This window comes from Corynebacterium doosanense CAU 212 = DSM 45436 (assembly GCF_000767055.1).
Classification (GTDB): domain Bacteria; phylum Actinomycetota; class Actinomycetes; order Mycobacteriales; family Mycobacteriaceae; genus Corynebacterium; species Corynebacterium doosanense.
Map to the genome: position 1 here is coordinate 1,058,384 of NZ_CP006764.1, position 18,127 is coordinate 1,076,510.

Below are 18,127 nucleotides of genomic sequence, written 5' to 3' on the forward strand. Positions count from 1 at the left end.
GGTGTTAACCCAGGTAGGCCGCGAGATGGCGGCCGGTGGGGGAGTCCTCGCCGGCCAGCTCGCGGGGGGTGCCGGTGAACACGATCTCGCCGCCGCCCGAGCCCGCGCCGGGGCCGAGGTCGATGACATGGTCGGCGTGGGCGACGACCGCGAGGTTGTGTTCGATGACGATGACGGAGGTGCCGGCGTCGACCATGGCGTCGAGCAGGTCCAGCAGGACGTGGGTGTCCGCCAGGTGCAGGCCGGTGGTGGGTTCGTCGAGGATGACCACCTCGGCCTTGTCCCCGAGCTTCGCGGCCAGCTTGAGGCGCTGGCGCTCGCCGCCGGACAGGGTGGTCAGCGGCTGGCCCAGGGTGATGTAGCTGAGGCCGACGTCGGCGAGTCGGCGGCAGATCTTGGCCGCGGCGGGAACCTTGTTGTCCGTGAAGAATTCGGCGGCCTCGGCGGCCGGCATGTCCAGCACGTCGGCGATGGAGCGGCCGCCGAAGGTGTAGTCCAGCACGGCGGAGTCGAAGCGCCGGCCCTCGCACACCTCGCAGAGGGTGTCGGTGCCCTGCATGAACCCCAGGTCCACGTAGACGACGCCGGCACCCTTGCAGTTCGGGCACGCGCCCTCGGAGTTGGGGGAGAACAGGGCGGGTTTGACGTCGTTCTCCTTGGCGAACGCCTTGCGGATCGGCTCCAGCGCGCCCGTGTAGGTCGCCGGGTTGGAGCGCCGCGAGCCGGAGATGGGGGACTGGTCGATGTAGACGACCGTGTCGTCCTTGGGCATCTCCCTGATGAGCGAGGACTTGCCCGACCCCGCCACGCCGGTCACGGCGGTGAGCACGCCCAGCGGGATGTCCACGTCGACGTCGCGGAGGTTGTTCAGGCCCGCCCCGCGGACCTCGATCGCCCCGGTGGCCTCGCGCACCTCGTCCTTCACGGCGACCTTGTCGCTGAGGTGGCGGCCGGTGACGGTGTCCGAGGAGGTGAGCTCCTCGTAGGTGCCGGTGAAGGTGACCTCGCCGCCGTTGGTGCCGGCCCCCGGGCCCATGTCGATGACGTGGTCGGCGATGGCGATGGTCTCCGGTTTGTGCTCCACCACGAGCACGGTGTTGGACTTGTCCCGCAGCTGCAGCAGCAGCTGGTTCATCCGGTCGACGTCGTCCGGGTGCAGGCCGGCGGAGGGTTCGTCGAACACGTAGGTGACGTCGGTCAGCGCCGAGCCGAGGTGGCGGATCATCTTCGCGCGCTGCGCCTCGCCGCCGGAGAGCGTGGAGGTCGGCCGGTCCAGGGTGAGGTAGTCCAGGCCCACGGCGATGAAGTTGGCCAGCGTCTCCCGGATCGCGTCGGTCAGCGGCTGCACCTCCGGGTGCTCGAAGTCGCCGAACCACTCCGCCAGCTCCGAGACCTCCATGCGGCAGAGGTCGGCGATCGACTTGCCGTCGATGAGCGAGACCCGGGCGTGTTCGGCCAGGCGGGTCCCCTCACAGTCCGGGCAGGCGACGAAGGTGACGGCGCGGTCGACGAACTCCCCGATGTGTTTCTGCATCGCGGAGCGTTCCTTGGCCAGCATGGAGGACTTGATGCGCGGCACCAGACCCTCGTAGGTCATGTTGATGCCGGCGATCTTCATCTTCGTCGGTTCCTTGTAGAAAAGATCCTCGCGCTGTTTCTCCGTGAAGTCCTTCACCGGCTTGTCTGCGGGGAAGAACCCGGATTCCGTGTACATCCGGTAACCCCAGCCGCCGGTCTTGTATCCGGGGATGGTCAGAGCGCCGTCGTCCAGCGAGAGGTCGAAGTCCACCAGCTCCTCGAGCTTGACGTCGGACACCCGGCCGGTGCCCTCGCAGGTCGGGCACATACCGCCGGTGCGTTTGTACTCCTTGACCACCTTCTTCTGGTTGCCCACCTGGATCGCGCCGCCGCCGGAGACGCTGGGGACGTTGAAGGAGTACGCGCCCGGCCCGCCCGCGGGAGGCTCGGCGATGCGTGAGTAGAGCACCCGCAGCAGGGCGGTGGCGTCCGTCGCGGTGCCCACCGTAGAGCGCGGGTTGGAGCCCATCGGCGCCTGGTCGACGATGATCGCCGTGGTCAGACCGCCGAGCTCGTCGACGTCCGGGCGGGCGAGCGAGGGCATGAACCCCTGGACGAAGGAGGAGTAGGTGTCGTTGATCAGGCGCTGCGACTCCGCGGCGATGGTGTCGAACACCAGCGAGGACTTGCCGGAGCCGGACACTCCCGTGAGCACCGTGAGCTGGCGTTTGGGGATGTCCACGTCCACGGCCCGCAGGTTATTCACGCGGGCGCCGCGAACGCGGATGACGTCATGGGGATCGAAGCTCATGGTGCCCGATCCTAGATCGCACGCGTCGGCGAGTGCGATTCCCGGGCGGCCCGGTCGGGTGGGGCAGGTGGACACGGCGGGAAAAGGGGTCGACACTGGGCGTTTCGATGCAGAATCCTGAATAGATGAGAGGCAGTCACCGCCCCCATGACCGACCATGAGAACGAGACCGCCGGGATCCTGCGCCGCTCGGGCCAACGGGTCCGCCGGGGCACCAGGGAGTTCGTGTCCACCTGGCCGTACCCGCACGAGACCCACCCCGCCGTCGTCCCCGGCGTGTCCATCGACGACCAGCGGGTGCGTTACCGGGTGGACCGGCCGATCACCGGGGTGGTGGGCGCGCTCATCGCCGCCTTCGTGGCGTGGGGAATCCTGCGCCCCCAGCAGGTCTTCGACGTCTCCTCGGCGGCGCTGGCGTGGGTCATGGTCAACCTCGGGTGGATCTTCACCGTGCTCGCCGCCGGTCTGCTGGTGTTCCTGCTCGTCCTCGCCGTGTCCCGGTACGGCAACATCCCGCTGGGGCTTGACGACGACAAACCCGCCTACTCCACGCTCTCCTGGGCGGCGATGCTCTTCGCCGCCGGGATCGGCATCGGCATCATCTTCTTCGGGCCCTTCGAGCCGATGACGTACTACCTCAACCCCCGGCCCGGCGCGTACGAGGCGGCCAGCGACGAGGCCGTCATGGGGGCGATGTCGCAGGCCTCCCTGCACTGGGGCATCAACGCCTGGGCGATCTACGCCATCGTCGGCCTGTCCGTCGCCTACGTCTCCTACCGCCGCGGCCGGGTGCCGCTGATGAGCTCGATTCTCATGCCGCTCATCGGCGGGGGCGGATCGACGTCGGCACCGGCGCGCATCATCGACGGCCTGGCCATTATCGCCACGCTGTTCGGCACCGCCGCCACGCTGGGCATCGGCGCCCTGCAGATCGCCGCCGGCGTCGAGGTTGTGTCCGGCTGGTCGCCCGAGGGAAACACCCTCGCGCTGGGCATCATCGTGGTGCTCACCATCGGCACCATCCTCTCCGCCGTCTCCGGGGTGGCCAAGGGCATCCGCTGGCTGTCCAACATCAACCTCGTGCTGGCCATGGGCCTGGCCCTGTTCTTCTTTGTCGTCGGCCCCACCGCCTTCCTGGCCAACATGCTGCCCGCGGTGATCATCGACTACCTCGGGTCGTTGCCGGAGATGCTCTCGGCCAACATGGGCCAGGGCGAGGAGATGCAGACCTTCCTGTCCAGCTGGACCACCTTCTACTGGGCCTGGTGGATCTCCTGGGCACCGTTCGTGGGCATCTTCGTGGCCAAGATCTCCCGCGGGCGCACCATCCGCCAGTTCATCTTCGGCGTGCTGTTCATTCCCTCCGCGATCATCACCACGGCCTTCACCATCCTCGGCGGCACATCCATCTGGCTCCAGCGCACCGAGGGCACGATCGCGCCCGACGGCACCGCCGACTCGCTGCCGGCCCCGGAGGAGATCTTCTTTGTCGTGCTCGACCACCTGCCGGGCGCGCAGTTTGTGGCCCCGCTGGTGATCGTCATGCTCGCGGTCTTCTTCATCACCACGGCCGACTCCGCGTCCCTGGTCAACTCCCAGCTCTCCCAGCAGGGCAACCCCGAGCCGAAGCGGTGGGTCACGGCGTTCTGGGCGATCTGCATGGCCGGCATCGCCGTGGTCATTCTCGTCTCGGGCGGGCAGAACGCCCTGCAGGGGCTGCAGAACTTCATCACCGTCACCGCGTTGCCGTTCGCGTTCATCATCCTCGCCAAGTGTGTGGCGCTGGTGCGCGAGCTGCGCAACGACCCGTTTGTCATCCGGCAGCACTACGCCCGGAGCGCGGTCTACAATGCGGTGCGCGAGGGTGTGACCAGCTACGGTGACAACTTCCATCTCACCGTGGAGGAGACGCCCGAGGGTGACCAGTTCGCCGCCGGCGCCGAGTTCGACTCCACCGCGGAGGAGAACACCGGCTGGTACCGCCGCACCGACGAGGACGGCAATCCCGTGGCCTTCGACTACGAGACCGGCGAATACCTGGAAGACAACTAGAGGGACACAACATGGTGAGCGTGCTCAGCGGCTTCGTGGTCGTCTTCGCCGTCATCGCCGTGGGCTACGTCCTGGGCCGCACCGGCGTGCTCGGGGAGGGCGCGGGCCGCTCCATGGGCCTGTTCGTCTACTACGTGGCCACCCCGGCCCTGCTCTTCGACCGCGTCACCCACAGCTCCGCCGCGGAACTGTTCTCGCGCAACCTTCTCATCACCGGCTTATCGACGCTCCTTGTCGGCCTCTCCTTCGCCGCCCTCAGTTACCTTGTGCTGCGTCGTTCGCCAGCCGATTCCCTCGTGGGCATGCTCTGCGCCTCCTACGCCAACGCCGGCAACCTGGGTATCCCGTTGGCCGCCTACGTGCTCGGCGACGCCGCGGCCGCCATTCCGCTCATCCTCTTCCAGGTCGCCTTCTACGCGCCGGTGACTACGACGATCCAGGACCTGCTCACCTCCAAGAACCCCAGCCTGCTGCACAACCTGGTCATCTCCCCGCTGAAGAACACCATGATCCTCTCGGCGATCGCGGGGCTGTTTGTCCTGTTCACCGGCCTTCCCGTGCCCAGCCTGGTGGAGCAGCCCATCAGTCTTCTCGCGGGCGCGGCGGTGCCCGTCGCCCTGGTGGTTTTCGGCATGGGGCTGGCCGGCACCCGGGTGCTGCAGAAGGGTGAGGTCGCGCGCCGGGACGTGTGGCTGGCGGTGCTGTTCAAGAACCTCCTGCACCCACTCGTGGCCCTCGGGGTGGGCACCGCGTTTGGCCTCGGCGGTCACGCGCTGCTCACCGTGGTGGTCATCGCCGCGCTGCCGACCGCGCAGAACGTCTACACCTACGCGCTGCGTTTCCGCACGGCCGAGACCATGGCGCGCGACACCGGGGTAGTGTCCACGCTGGTGTCCTTCCCGGTGCTGGTGCTCATCTCCGTGCTGCTGGTCTAGGCGCGCAGCCGTCAGGGCACCCGGTGCGTCCACTCCTCGGTGCCGAACTTTTCCTCCACCAGCGCCTGGGCGGCGGAGAGGTCGGCGTCCGACAATTCGGCCGGGGAGGCGTCGTAACGCGAGGTGAACGTCGAAATCAGGCCGTCGATGACCTCGGAGCGCGGGGCACCGATCTGTCGACGCAGCGGATCGACACGTTTCTTCGCGCTGCGCAGCCCCTTGGACGCGAGTTTGACCTTGCCCACCCGCAGCACCTCGGCCATCTTGTCGGCGTCGATGTCGTAACTCATGGTCACGTGGTGCAGCACCGCGGAACCGATGCGTTTCTGCGCCGCGCCGCCAATCTTGCCGCCGTCGGAGGTGATGTCGTTGATGGGCACGTACCAGGCGTTGACACCCTGCGCCTTCAGCCCGTCGAGCACCCACTGGTCGAGGTACGCATAGCTCGCCTCGTAGGACAGCCCGCGCACGAGCGATTCCGGCAGGTAGAGCGAGTAGGTGACGCAGTTGCCGCCCTCCATGAACATGGCCCCGCCGCCGGAGATGCGCCGCACCACGGTGACGTCGTGCTCCGCCACGCCCGCGGGTTCGAGTTCATTGCGGAAGGACTGGAACGAGCCGATGACCACCGCCCGGTCCTCCCATTCCCAGAACCGCAGCGTCGGTCCGCGCTCCCCGGCGGCGACCTGGCGGGTGAGCACCTCGTCGAGCGCGACGTTGACCGGCGTGGGCAGCACGGGGGAGTGGATGACCTCCCAGGAGTGGTCGGTGAAGTCGGTAGCGCCGGTGAGTGCGCGGCGCACGGCGACGGCGACGTCGTGGGTGGAGAAACCACGTAGGGAGAGGTCGTCGAAACGCGAGAGGGCCTGATCGAGCCGGGCCTGCAGCTGTGCGGTGTCCTCGCTTGTCGACGCCCCGAGCAACCCCTCGTTGAGCACCGCGTATGCCTCGTCCGGCTCGAGGAAGAAGTCGCCGGAGATGCTGGCGTGGGAGATGTGGCCGTCGGTGGTCTCGAGGTCGGCGACGACGAGTTTGCCGCCGGGGACCTTGATGGCGAAGTGGTGCGACATGGGGACCACGATAGCCCGCGGAGGGGGTACTAGGATGCGCTGCATGACGACCGATCCGCAGCAGGTTCTCTTTGCCTTCACACTCACCCTCATCGCGGGCCTGGCCACCGGCATCGGCGGCTACATCGGCATCATGCGGCAGCATCCGGGGCGCAACTTCCTCGCCGGCGCGCTGGGTTTCTCGGCGGGCGTCATGCTGTTTGTCTCCTTCGGGGAGATCCTCCCGCAGGGGCTCGACGACCTCACGGGACAGTGGGGCGAGCGGGGTGGCACGTGGGCCGCGTACGGGGCCTTCTTCCTGGGCATCGCCGTCATCGCGGTCATTGACCGGCTGGTTCCCGAATCCATCAATCCCCACGAGCCGTCCACCACCGAGGGCGCCGAGCGGCAGGCGCGCATGGCCAAGGCCGGAATAATGACCGCGATCGCACTGGCCATCCACAATTTCCCGGAGGGCTTTGCGACGTTCGTCTCCGGCCTCACCAGTCTTTCCGTGGCCCTGCCGATCGTCGTGGCCATCGCCATCCACAACATTCCGGAGGGCATCGCCGTGGCCGTTCCCATCCGCGAGGCCACCGGTTCGCGGAAGAAGGCCTTCTGGATCGCCACGCTCTCCGGCTTCGCCGAACCCGCGGGCGCGCTCATCGGATTCCTGCTGCTCATGCCCTTCATGGGCCCGGCCACGCTGGGGCTGACCTTCGCCGCGGTCGCCGGCGTGATGGTGTTCATCTGTCTCGACGAGCTGTTGCCCACCGCCGTGAAATCCGGCAGCCACCACACCGCGATCTACGGGCTGATCGGCGGAATGGCGCTCATGGCGGTGTCGCTGCTGCTGTTTATCTGAGTCAGTTCGAGCTGGCCGCGGTGGAGCCCGAGCCCGATCCCACCGCCGCGTTGGCGGCGTGCTCGCCGTCGGCCTTCTTGCCGGGCAGCAGTGCCTTGACCCCTTCGATGACCGCGTAGGCGACCAGGCCCCAGAGCAGGCCGACCACCAGGGACGCGCCCGTGTTCACCAGCCAGCCGAGCGCCCCGCCGCCGGCGGCCTCCTCCCAGTGGTGGATCGTCTCGTACGGCCAGGACCACAGGCCCACGGTGTCGACACCCTGGACGATGATGTGCCCGCCGACCCACAGCATGGCGAAGGTGCCCACGATGCCGATGGTCCCCAGGATGATAGGCATGGCCTTGACCAGCCCGCGGCCCAGGCCCGGGGCGTTGCCGCGTTTGATCATGCCCAGGCCGATGTCGTCGAGCTTGACCAGCAGGCCCACCGCGCCATAGACGGCGATGGTGATGACGATGGCCACGAGGATGAGCACGATCACCCGGGTCCAGAACGCCTCCTCGACGATGCCGTTCATGGCGATCACCATGATCTCCGCCGAGAGGATGAGGTCGGTGGTGATGGCGCCGCGGACGAGCTTGTCCTCGGCCTCCTCGCCGGACTCCTGCACCGGGGTGTCGTGGGAACCGTGCCCGGTGAACAGGCCGATGACCTTGTGCGCGCCCTCGTAGCAGAGGTACGTGCCGCCGATCATGAGGATCGGGGTGAGCGACCACGGTGCCAGCCAGCTGAGCAGCAGCAGGATCGGCAGGATGATGATGAGTTTGTTGCGCAGGGAGCCCTTGGTGATGCGCCAGATCATCGGCAGCTCGCGGGCCGGTTTTGCACCCTCGAGGTAACCCGGGGTGACGGCGGCGTCGTCGATGACCACGCCGGCGGACTTTGCCGTGGTCTTGCCCACCAGGGCACCCACGTCATCGGTGCTCGCTGCGGCGGTTCGGGCGATGAGCGCTACGTCGTCAAGCAGGGCAAGCAGACCGCCAGCCATAGGGGGACCTTCCGGGTGAGGGGGAGTGAACGCCCCCGAGACTAGCCCACGGCCAGAGCCGGAGCCCATGACGATCGCGATGAGAGGAGCAAACGGGCGTCGACACGCGGCGGCACACTTTGGCCTTCCGTCTCCTGCGGTCCTAGGCTGGCAGGAATGACCACCTCCTCCACCGCCCGCGTGTCCACGTCCCGCCCGGCGCGCTACGGCAAGCAGCTGGCGTCCCATTTCTCCCGGAAGGCCGAGGCGCGCTGGGACGGCGAGGAAGGCCGCGGCGCGGTGACGTTCCCCGAGGAGCTCGGCTGGGGTGAGCTGGAGATGATCGCCGGCGAGAACGTGCTGCTGCTGCAGCTGGAGACCCGGGAGGAACGCCTCGACCGGCTGGAGGAGGTCGTGGGCACGCACCTCGTGCGCTTCGGCGCCCACGACGAACTCACCGTCGAGTGGAAGCGCCAGGGGGGAACCGAGGGGACCCGTTGGCGTAGCGATAACTCCGGCGTATAAACTTCCCCTCACACATCACCACGGGTGCCCCGGTGAAACTCCGGCGCTGAGATGTCTGCACAGATGAACCGTTGAACCTGATCCGGTTAATACCGGCGATAGGAAGGGTCTTTTTTCATGTCCAATAAATCCTGGCGTGTCATCGACATCGTCACCGCAGCTGTCCTCGGCATCGCCTGCGGACTCATCTTCTGGGTGTGGAACATCATCGGCTACGCCGGTTTCACCGCCCTGGACACCTTCACCCCCGGCTTCGGCGGGCTGGTCGTAGGAATCTGGCTGCTCGGCGGCGTGCTCGGCGGGCTGATCATCCGCAAGCCGGGCGCGGCGCTGCTTGTCGAGGTCATCGCGGCCATCACCTCCGCCGTGCTGGGCAACCAGTGGGGCATCACCACCCTCTACTCCGGCATCGCGCAGGGGCTCGGCGCGGAGCTTGTCTTTGCGGTCTTCGCGTATCGACGTTTCTCCCTCCCCATCGCCGGCCTCGCCGGCCTGGCTTCCGGAGTGGGCGCCGTCATCCTCGAGCTCTTCCTCAGCGGCAACCTCGCCCGCTCCCTGGAGTTCAACCTCATCTACCTCGCCTGCGTTTGTGTGTCCGGCCTGGTGCTGGCCGGATTCCTCGGTCACGCACTGGTCTCGGCGCTGGCGCGCACCGGGGTGCTCGACCGCTTCGGCCCGGGCCGAGAGCTGCGCAATGCCGGTGATCTCCGGGAGCCCCGCCGCGCCGAATGAGTGCCCTGACCTTGACCGGCGTGGGCTACCGCCACGCCTCCCGCTCCACCGACGCGCTCTCCGGGGTCGACCTCACCGCCCAGGAGGGGGAGATTGTCCTGCTCACCGGGGACTCCGGCTCGGGCAAGTCGACCCTGCTCCACGCCGTCGCGGGCGTACTGGGCGATGAGGAGGACGGCCATCTCACCGGGGAGATCGCCGTCGACGGGCCCGTGGGCATGGTCCTGCAGGACCCCGACTCCCAGGTCATCTCGGCCCGGGTCGGCGACGACGTCGCGTTCGGAGCGGAGAACCTCCGGGTACCCCGCGAAGAGATCTGGCCGCGGGTCGAACGAGCGTTAGCGCAGGTGGGACTGGACCTGCCGTTCGATCACCCGACCGCGCAACTCTCCGGGGGACAGAAGCAGCGCCTCGCTCTGGCTGGCGTGCTGGCCATGGGCGCGCGGGTCATCCTGCTCGACGAACCCACCGCCAACCTCGACCCCGCCGGACGACAGGCCGTGGTCGACGCCGTGGGCGTGCTCGCCCGCGACACCGGGGCCACGGTCATCATCGCCGAGCACCGGGCGCACCACTGGCTGGCCCTCAACCCCACGCTCTACCGGCTCAGCCCCGGAGGGATACAGCGCCTGGAGCGGCTGCCCGATCCCCCCGAGGTCCCGCTCGCGCCGGGCACCACCAACGCCCCGGTCGCCTGGGCCAGGGACCTGCTCACCCAGTGGGGCCCGCCGCGCGCCGTGTCCATTCCCGGGGCCGCGTCCACGGTCATCACCGGGGCCAACGGCACGGGCAAGTCCACCTTCGCCGCCACGCTCGGCGGGCTCATCGCCCCGCGCTCCGGCGAGCTCGACTACGCCGAGAGCATCCGACGTGGCCAGAAGGGGCCGAGTCACAAGTGGCGTTCGAGTGCGCTCGCCGCGCGCATCGGCCAGGTGTTCCAGGATCCCGAGCATCAGTTCGCCTTCCGCTCGGTGCGCGAGGAGCTGGCGGCGACGGGGGCGTCGGCAACGAGCGTCGATACGCTGCTGGAACGCCTGCGCCTGGCTCATCTCGCGGCGGCCAATCCCTTCACGCTCTCCGGCGGGGAGAAGCGGCGGCTGTCCGTGGCCACCGCGCTCATCACCGAGCCCGCGTTGCTCATCTGCGACGAACCCACCTTCGGGCAGGACGACGCCGGCTTCCTCGAGATGATCGCGCTGTTCCGCGAGCTCACCGAGGCCGGGCGCACGGTCGTCTCTGTCACCCACGACGAGCTGTTCCGCCGCGCCCTGGGAGACGTGGAGGTGGAGCTGACATGAACCTGCTCTCCGGGGTCAATCCCGTGTCCCGGGTGCTCGCGCTCGCGCTGCTGACCACCCCGCTGCTGCTCAGTGTCGACGTGGTCTCCGCCGCGGTAGTGCTCGTGGCCACCGTTGTCCTCGCTCCGCTGTGCGGGGTCGGACCGCTGCGCCTGCTCCGACGCGCGTGGCCGCTGCTCATCGCCGCCCCGCTGGCCGCGGTGTCCATGGCGCTGTTCGGCAACCCCCGCGGCGAGTCCTACCTCCAGTTCGGACTCTTCCACGTCACCGACAACTCCCTCAGCCTCGCCGCCGCGATCCTCGTGCGTGTGCTCGCCATCGGCGTTCCGGTGGTGGTGCTCATGGTGGACATCGACCCCACCGAGCTTGGCGACGGCCTCGCCCAGGTCCTGCGCCTGCCCGCGCGTTTCGTCGTGGCCACGATCGCCGCGGTGCGCCTCATCGGTCTGCTGCGCGATGACCTTGCCGGGCTGCGCCGGGCCCGCCGCGCCCGGGGTCTGGCCGACCGCACCGGACCGCGCTACCTGTTCTCCCTGGCCTTCGGCTTGCTGGTCTCCGCCCTGCGGCGCGCGGGCAAACTCTCCACCGCGATGGAGGCCCGCGGCTTTGGGGCGACGGAGCGCACGTGGGCGCGTGAGTCGCGCCTGCATCCCCGGGACGGGGCGCTGCTGGTCGTGTCGGCCCTGCTGGGCGTGGGGGCGATCGCCGTGGCAGTGTGGACCGGCCACTTCCGTTTCCTGGGGGTGGGCTGAATGCGCCGGTTTGTCCTCATCGACGGGCCCTCCGGCTCCGGCAAGACCACCTTCGCCGGGGAGCTCTCCCGGGAAACCGGGCTCACGGTCGTGCACCTCGACGACTTCTACCCGGGCTGGTACGGGCTACTGGCGGCCTCGAAGATGGTCGCCGAGGATGTGCTCCATCCCTCGCGCCCCGGCTTTCGGCGCTGGGACTGGGAGAAGAACGAACCGGGGGAGTGGGTCGCGCTGGACCCCGACGCCAGCTACATCATCGAGGGGGTTGGCGCGGTGACCTCCCGCAACATCGCCGCTGCCCGCGCGCTCGGGGATGTGCGCACCTTCCGCATCGAGGCGGATGCCGGGGAACGCAAGCGCCGCGCACTGGCCCGGGATCCCGGTTTCGCGCGCTGGTGGCAGGTCTGGGCTGAGCAGGAGGACCGGTACTACGCCGGGCCGGGGGCGGTCGAGGCGGACGAGGTCATCCGCTCGTGACATGGGGGGAGTGAGCTATCACCCCCGAAACTACTGCACCTACGCCCGTTCTCACAGGTTAACGGCACGTTAATTGAATGGACAGCTATCCAACTAAAAGTTCCCTACCGAAACTGCTTCTGGATATGACCGGCAGATCCTATGATCTAGATAACACTGTCCAGTTGAGTAGCAAAGGGTCACGTTTATGCATCTGAGAAAATCCGCCGCCATCCTCACGGCGGGTGTACTGTCCGTCAGCCTCGCCGCCTGCAGCAACTCCTCCGAAGACGACGGCAACAACGCCGGCGGCGGAGAGGGTGGGGACAACTACGTCTCCGCCTGGGGTAGCGAACCGCAGAACCCGCTCATCCCCGCAGACACCAACGAAACCGGCGGCGGCCGCATCATCGAGAGCATCTACTCGGGCCTGGTCTACTACGACGCCGAGGGCAAGTCCCACAACGAACTCGCCGAGTCCATCGAGCTCGAGGGCGAGAAGACCTTCCGCGTGACCCTGAAGGACGACCAGAAGTTCTCCGACGGATCACCCGTGACTTCCGCCAACTTCGTCGACGCGTGGAACTACGCCGTCAAGGAGTCGCTCATGTCCGCCTCCTTCATGGAGCCGATCCTCGGTTACGAGGAGGGAGCGGAATCCCTCGAGGGCCTCAAGGTCGTCGACGACAAGACCTTCACCATCGAGCTCGCCGCCCCCATGGCCGACTTCCCGGAGCAGCTCGGCTACAGCGCCTTCTACCCGATGCACGAGTCCGCCTACGACGACATCGACGCCTACGGCGAGAAGCCCATCAGCAACGGCCCGTACCAGCTCGAAGAGTGGAACCACAACGAGAACGCCATCATCACGCCGAACCCGGAGTACTCGGGTGAGCGGGCGCCGAAGAACGACGGCATCGACTTCGTCTTCTACGCCGAGACCGATGCGGCCTACGCCGACCTTCTCTCCGGCAACCTCGACGTCCTGGACACCATCCCGGACAGCGCCTTCGCCTCCTACCAGGACGAGCTGGGCGATCGCTGGGCCAACGACCCGGCCGCCGTCTTCCAGTCCTTCACCATCCCCGAGCGGATCGAGCACTTCTCCGGTGAGGAGGGCGCGCTGCGTCGTCAGGCGCTGTCGCTGTCCGTCAACCGCGAGGAGATCACCGACACGATCTTCGAGGGCACCCGCACCCCGGCCACCGACTTCACCTCGCCGGTCATCCCGGGCCACTCCGACTCCCTCGAGGGCGCGGATGTCCTGGAGTACAACCCGGAGAAGGCCAAGGAACTGTGGGCCAAGGCCGACGCCATCTCCCCGTGGGAGGGCGAGTTCACCATCTCCTACAACGCCGACGGCGGACACCAGTCCTGGGTCGACGCGACCACCAACGGCATCCGCAACACCCTGGGCATCGAGGCCGTGGGCAACCCGTACCCCGACTTCAAGTCCCTGCGCGACGACATCACCAACGAGACCATCGACGGCGCGTTCCGCACCGGCTGGCAGGGTGACTTCCCGCTGCTGAGCAACTTCCTCACCCCGCTCTACCGCACCGGCGCCAGCTCCAACGACGGTGGCTACTCCAACCCCGAGTTCGACAAGCTGCTGGATGACGCCGCCGCGGCACCGGACGTTGAGACCGCTGGCCCGATCTACAACGATGCGCAGGAGATTCTGCTCACCGACCTCCCGGCCATCCCCCTCTGGTACTCCAACGTCACCGGCGGCTGGGGAGAGAACGTGGAGAACGTCGACTTCAACTGGAAGTCCCAGCCCGTCTACACCGAGATCACCAAGAACTAGTACCCGGCGTCGTCGGAGAAACACCTGGTGAACCCCGACCTGCCCCCGCACGGGGCCGGATCGGGGTTTTCCCACGTGAACCGACGGCAACGATAGGAGAAAACCTATGCTGCGCTACATCGGGCGCCGGGCACTGCAGATGATCCCCGTGTTTCTCGGGGCCACACTGCTGCTCTATGCCCTCGTCTTCCTCATGCCGGGAGACCCCGTCGAGGCCCTCGGCGGCGACCGCGGCCTCACCGAGGCGGCCCGCCAACGCATCGAGGCCGAGTACAACCTCGACCAGCCATTCATCATCCAGTACCTGCTCTACCTCAAGGGAATCTTCACCCTCGACTTCGGCACCACCTTCTCCGGCCAGCCCGTGACCCAGGTGATGGCCAACGCGTTCCCGGTGACCATCAAGCTCGCCATCATGGCCCTGATCTTCGAGGCCGTGCTCGGTATCGGATTCGGGTTCATCGCCGGCATCCGCCGCGGCGGCATCTTCGACTCCACCGTGCTGGTGCTGTCCCTGCTGGTCATCGCCGTGCCGTCGTTTGTCATCGGCTTCGTGCTCCAGTTCCTCCTCGGCGTGAAGTGGGGGTTGCTCCCACCGACCGTGGGCAGGAACGAGGACTTCATCAACCTGCTCATGCCGGCCGTCGTGCTCGGCGCGCTGTCCTTCGCCTACGTGCTGCGCCTGACACGGCAGTCCGTGAGCGAGAACCTCCGCGCCGACTACGTGCGCACCGCCCGGGCCAAGGGCCTCAGCGGGGGCACCGTGATGAGCCGCCACGTCCTGCGTAACTCGCTGATCCCCGTGGTCACCTTCCTCGGTGCAGACCTGGGTTCGCTCATGGGCGGAGCCATCGTAACCGAGGGCATCTTCGGAATCAACGGCGTCGGTGGCTCGATCTACCAGGCCATCATCAAGGGTGAGCCCACCACCGTCGTCTCCTTCACCACGGTGCTCGTGGTCGTCTACATCGTTGCCAACCTGCTCGTCGATCTTCTCTACGCCGTGCTCGACCCGAGGATCCGTTATGCCTGAGAACCTGAACGTCTCACCGGACAACTCCGCCAACACCCGCCTGCTCAAGGGGCAGAACTACTTCATCGCCGACACGGACGAGATCGGACTCGGCGCCGTCGACGCCGTCTCCGACGAGTCCGCCCCCCGCTCCCAGTGGGGCGAGGCCTGGCAGCACCTGCGCAAGCGCCCCATGTTCTGGCTCGCCTCCGCGCTCATCCTGCTCGCGGTGGCCATGGCCCTGTTCCCGTCCCTGTTCACCTCGACCGACCCGCGGTCCTGCGTGCTGGGCAACTCGCTCGACGGGCCCACCTCGGGCCACCCGTTCGGCTTCGACCGGCAGGGCTGCGACATCTACGCGCGCACCATCTACGGGGCGCGTGCCTCGGTGACCGTCGGCGTGCTCACCACCCTGGTCGTGGTCATCATTGGCACCGTCTTCGGATCGATCGCCGGCTACTTCGGCGGATTCCTGGACTCCGTCCTTTCCCGCATCACCGACATCTTCTTCGCCATCCCGCTGGTGCTCGCCGCCATCGTGGTCATGCAGATGTTCAAGGAACACCGCACGGTGATCACCGTCGTCGTGGTCCTCTCCATCTTCGGCTGGACCCAGATCGCGCGTATCACCCGCGGCGCGGTCATGAGCGTGAAGAACGAGGAGTACGTCACCGCGGCGAAGGCCCTGGGTGCGTCCAAGCTGCGCATCCTCACCAGCCACATCCTGCCCAACTCCTCGGCGCCGATCATCGTCTACGCCACCGTCGCCCTCGGTACGTTCATCGTCGCCGAGGCCACGCTGTCCTTCCTGGGCATCGGCCTGCCGCCCTCCGTCGTCTCCTGGGGCGGGGACATCTCCGCGGCACAGGCGTCGCTGCGCACCCAGCCGATGGTGCTGTTCTACCCCGCAATCGCGCTGGCGCTGACCGTCCTAAGTTTCATCCTCATGGGCGACGTCGTGCGCGACGCCCTCGACCCGAAGGCGAGGACCCGATGAGCACCCCGATCTCGCAGGAAACCCCTGACACCACCGACAACCGGCCGCTGCTGGAGATGACGGACGTGAAGATCTCCTTCCAGTCCTCCACCGGCACCGTCGATGCCGTGCGTGGCGCGAACCTCACCATCTACCCCGGCCAGTCCGTCGCCATCGTCGGCGAGTCCGGCTCGGGCAAGTCCACCACCGCCATGTCGATTCTGGGCCTGCTGCCCGGGACCGGCAAGGTCACCGGCGGGCGCATCGTCTTCGACGGCGAGGACGTCACCGACTACTCCGAGAAGCAGTGGCAGAAGCTGCGCGGCTCAGAGATCGGCCTGGTCCCGCAGGACCCGATGAGCAACCTCAACCCGGTGTGGCGCATCGGCACCCAGGTGGAGGAGTCCCTCAAGGCCAACAACATCGTCGAGGGCTCCGCGCGCAAGAAGCGTGTCACGGAGCTGCTCGAGGAGGCCGGCCTGCCCGATGCCGAACGCCGCGCGACCCAGTACCCGCACGAGTTCTCCGGCGGTATGCGCCAGCGTGCGCTCATCGCCATGGGTCTGGCCGCCCGGCCGAAACTGCTCATCGCTGACGAGCCGACCTCCGCCCTGGACGTCACGGTGCAGAAGACCATCCTCGACCACCTGGAGACCCTCACCAACGACCTGGGTACCGCGGTGCTGTTCATCACCCACGACCTCGGCCTGGCCGCGGAACGTGCGCAGCACCTGGTGGTCATGCACCGCGGGCGCATCGTCGAGTCGGGGCCCAGCCTGCAGATCCTCCGCGACCCGCAGCACCCCTACACCCAGCGCCTGGTCAAGGCCGCGCCGTCGCTCGCCTCGGCGCGCATCCAGTCGGCGAAGGCCCGCGGCCTGGAGACCGAGGAGCTGCGCACCGCCGGCGTGGACGATCGTGCCGACGACGTCATCCGGGTCGAGAACCTGGTCAAGGAGTTCGACGTCCGTGGCCAGCGCGGCGACAAGAAGCACCTGCGCGCGGTCGACGACGTCTCCTTCAGCATCCGCCGCGGCACCACCACCGCGCTGGTGGGGGAGTCCGGCTCCGGCAAGTCGACCGTGGCCAACATGGTGCTCAGCCTCCTGGAGCCCACGAGTGGTTCGGTGTTCTACGAGGGCCGGGACATCGCGCAGCTCAAGGGGAAGGAACTGTTTGACATGCGTCGCAAGATGCAGGTCGTCTTCCAGAACCCCTACGGTTCCCTCGACCCGATGTACTCCATCTACCGCTGCATCGAGGAGCCGCTGACGCTGCACAAGGTGGGGTCCAAAAAGGAACGCGAGCAGCGGGTCGCGGAGCTGCTGGACATGGTCTCCATGCCGCGGTCGACGATGCGCCGTTACCCCAACGAGCTCTCGGGAGGTCAGCGTCAGCGCATCGCCATCGCGCGTGCCATGGCCCTGAACCCCGATGTTCTCGTGCTCGATGAGGCGGTCTCCGCGCTGGACGTGCTGGTCCAGGACCAGATTCTCCAGCTGCTGGCCAACCTCCAGGGTGAGCTGGGGTTGTCCTACCTGTTCATCACCCACGACTTGGCCGTGGTCCGGCAGTCCGCGGACGACATCGTGGTCATGCGCAAGGGTGCCGTGGTGGAGCAGGGCCCGGCGGACCAGATCTTCTCCGCTCCGCGCGAGGACTACACCCGCAACCTCATTGACTCGGTTCCGGGCCTCAACATCGAGCTCGGCACCGGCGACAACCTCGGTTTCGAGGTGACCCGGGCCTAGAAAAACCGGCGTCGAGAGCCCCGGAAGGGAGCTTCTCGACGCCGGTTTTCCGCGCGTCCGTCAGGCGGCGGGGGTAAGTTCGACCTCGTCCGCCCAGGTCAGATCGATGCCGAGCGAGCGCAGCCACGTCATCGGGTCATCCCCGTGGCGTGTGATGCCCTCGACCGCGCGCAGGGTCGTCTCGATCGCGCGCTCCGCCTCCTCCGCGGAGATCAGCCCGGCGGAGCAGGCCGCGGCCAGTTCGTCGATGTCCAGGACGTCGACGGGCTCGCCCGTGACGGAGACCAGGTCGACGTACAGGTCGCGGGTGCGCCAGACCTTGCGGTCGGGATCGGCGTCAATCGCCGCGATGTCGATGTAGAAGTCCTGGCGCACGTCCACGCCCTCGCGGAAGTGGAAGACATTGGCGCGCAGCCCGAGCCCCGGCAGCAGCCACGACTCGAGGTAGCCGAACCGCGGGTGGTTGGCGCCGCGGGCCATGTAGAGGCCGAAGTCCGTCACCTTGTAGGTGTCCACCTCCCGGAGATGTCCCTTGGGGTCGACGTTGACCGCCTCGGCGGTGTCGAAGGTCTCCTGCTTGATCGGGTGAAGATCAGGCTGCGGGGGTGTGGTCATGTC

16 protein-coding genes and 1 riboswitch are annotated in these 18,127 nt (G+C 67.6%); of the genes, 12 read left to right on the plus strand and 4 right to left on the minus strand.

All coding sequences use genetic code 11. The annotated features are described in order from the left end of the window. Positions 1-4: 4 nt before the first annotated feature. Complete coding sequence (locus CDOO_RS05265; protein WP_018022292.1) at positions 5-2,329, minus strand: ATP-binding cassette domain-containing protein; 2,325 nt, start codon at positions 2,327-2,329, stop codon at positions 5-7. A gap of 147 nt (positions 2,330-2,476) precedes the next feature. Between CDOO_RS05265 and CDOO_RS05270 the strand changes: the two genes are divergently transcribed. Next, positions 2,477-4,381: a BCCT family transporter gene (locus CDOO_RS05270; RefSeq protein ID WP_018022291.1), complete on the plus strand. Its 1,905-nt coding sequence runs from the start codon at positions 2,477-2,479 to the stop codon at positions 4,379-4,381. Positions 4,382-4,392: 11 nt separating this feature from the next. Next, positions 4,393-5,316, plus strand: a complete 924-nt coding sequence (locus CDOO_RS05275; protein ID WP_018022290.1) for an AEC family transporter — start codon at positions 4,393-4,395, stop codon at positions 5,314-5,316. An 11-nt stretch (positions 5,317-5,327) separates the two neighbouring features. Here the strand turns inward: CDOO_RS05275 and lplB are convergent, their stop codons facing one another. After that, positions 5,328-6,386, minus strand: coding sequence for a lipoate-protein ligase small subunit (lplB, locus tag CDOO_RS05280; protein WP_018022289.1), 1,059 nt, complete (start codon positions 6,384-6,386; stop codon positions 5,328-5,330). Between the two features lie 43 nt (positions 6,387-6,429). On the opposite strand from lplB, the gene zupT reads away from it, so the two are divergent. Continuing rightward, positions 6,430-7,230 carry a zinc transporter ZupT gene (gene zupT / locus CDOO_RS05285; protein WP_020384644.1) on the plus strand — a complete coding sequence of 267 codons (801 nt, stop codon included), beginning with the start codon at positions 6,430-6,432 and terminating at the stop codon, positions 7,228-7,230. A gap of 1 nt (position 7,231) precedes the next feature. Here zupT and CDOO_RS05290 read toward each other — a convergent pair whose 3' ends face one another. Next, positions 7,232-8,218 carry a DUF808 domain-containing protein gene (locus CDOO_RS05290; protein ID WP_018022287.1) on the minus strand — a complete coding sequence of 329 codons (987 nt, stop codon included), beginning with the start codon at positions 8,216-8,218 and terminating at the stop codon, positions 7,232-7,234. Positions 8,219-8,374: 156 nt separating this feature from the next. Between CDOO_RS05290 and CDOO_RS05295 the strand changes: the two genes are divergently transcribed. The 9 genes from CDOO_RS05295 to CDOO_RS05335 all read left to right on the plus strand — a co-directional run bounded on the left by CDOO_RS05295 (position 8,375) and on the right by CDOO_RS05335 (position 17,509). Next, a complete protein-coding gene (locus CDOO_RS05295; protein ID WP_018022286.1) occupies positions 8,375-8,722 on the plus strand; it encodes a DUF2218 domain-containing protein in 348 nt (115 codons plus the stop codon). 10 nt (positions 8,723-8,732) lie between these two features. Beyond that, positions 8,733-8,845, plus strand: a riboswitch (TPP riboswitch). Then, positions 8,840-9,454 (plus strand): ECF transporter S component, encoded by a 615-nt coding sequence (locus CDOO_RS05300; RefSeq protein ID WP_018022285.1) that lies wholly within the window; start codon positions 8,840-8,842, stop codon positions 9,452-9,454. (Overlaps the previous riboswitch by 6 nt.) Beyond that, positions 9,451-10,752, plus strand: a complete 1,302-nt coding sequence (locus tag CDOO_RS05305) for an ABC transporter ATP-binding protein (protein WP_026159415.1) — start codon at positions 9,451-9,453, stop codon at positions 10,750-10,752. The genes CDOO_RS05300 and CDOO_RS05305 overlap by 4 nt, the downstream gene beginning before the upstream one ends. Beyond that, complete coding sequence (locus CDOO_RS05310) at positions 10,749-11,504, plus strand: energy-coupling factor transporter transmembrane component T family protein (RefSeq protein WP_018022283.1); 756 nt, start codon at positions 10,749-10,751, stop codon at positions 11,502-11,504. Before CDOO_RS05305 ends, CDOO_RS05310 begins: the two co-directional genes overlap by 4 nt. Further along, positions 11,505-11,981 carry a nucleoside/nucleotide kinase family protein gene (locus CDOO_RS05315; protein WP_018022282.1) on the plus strand — a complete coding sequence of 159 codons (477 nt, stop codon included), beginning with the start codon at positions 11,505-11,507 and terminating at the stop codon, positions 11,979-11,981. A 187-nt stretch (positions 11,982-12,168) separates the two neighbouring features. Beyond that, positions 12,169-13,770 carry a peptide ABC transporter substrate-binding protein gene (locus tag CDOO_RS05320; protein ID WP_018022281.1) on the plus strand — a complete coding sequence of 534 codons (1,602 nt, stop codon included), beginning with the start codon at positions 12,169-12,171 and terminating at the stop codon, positions 13,768-13,770. Positions 13,771-13,876: 106 nt separating this feature from the next. After that, a complete protein-coding gene (locus CDOO_RS05325) occupies positions 13,877-14,803 on the plus strand; it encodes an ABC transporter permease (protein WP_018022280.1) in 927 nt (308 codons plus the stop codon). After that, positions 14,796-15,779: an ABC transporter permease gene (locus CDOO_RS05330; protein WP_018022279.1), complete on the plus strand. Its 984-nt coding sequence runs from the start codon at positions 14,796-14,798 to the stop codon at positions 15,777-15,779. The genes CDOO_RS05325 and CDOO_RS05330 overlap by 8 nt, the downstream gene beginning before the upstream one ends. Then, positions 15,776-17,509 carry a dipeptide ABC transporter ATP-binding protein gene (locus tag CDOO_RS05335; protein ID WP_018022278.1) on the plus strand — a complete coding sequence of 578 codons (1,734 nt, stop codon included), beginning with the start codon at positions 15,776-15,778 and terminating at the stop codon, positions 17,507-17,509. Before CDOO_RS05330 ends, CDOO_RS05335 begins: the two co-directional genes overlap by 4 nt. Before the next feature lie 60 nt (positions 17,510-17,569). Here CDOO_RS05335 and CDOO_RS05340 read toward each other — a convergent pair whose 3' ends face one another. Next, the gene (locus CDOO_RS05340) at positions 17,570-18,124 is read right to left on the minus strand and encodes a ribonuclease FAU-1 family protein (protein WP_018022277.1); all 555 of its coding nucleotides are present in this window, start codon (positions 18,122-18,124) and stop codon (positions 17,570-17,572) included. Positions 18,125-18,127 lie beyond the last annotated feature (3 nt).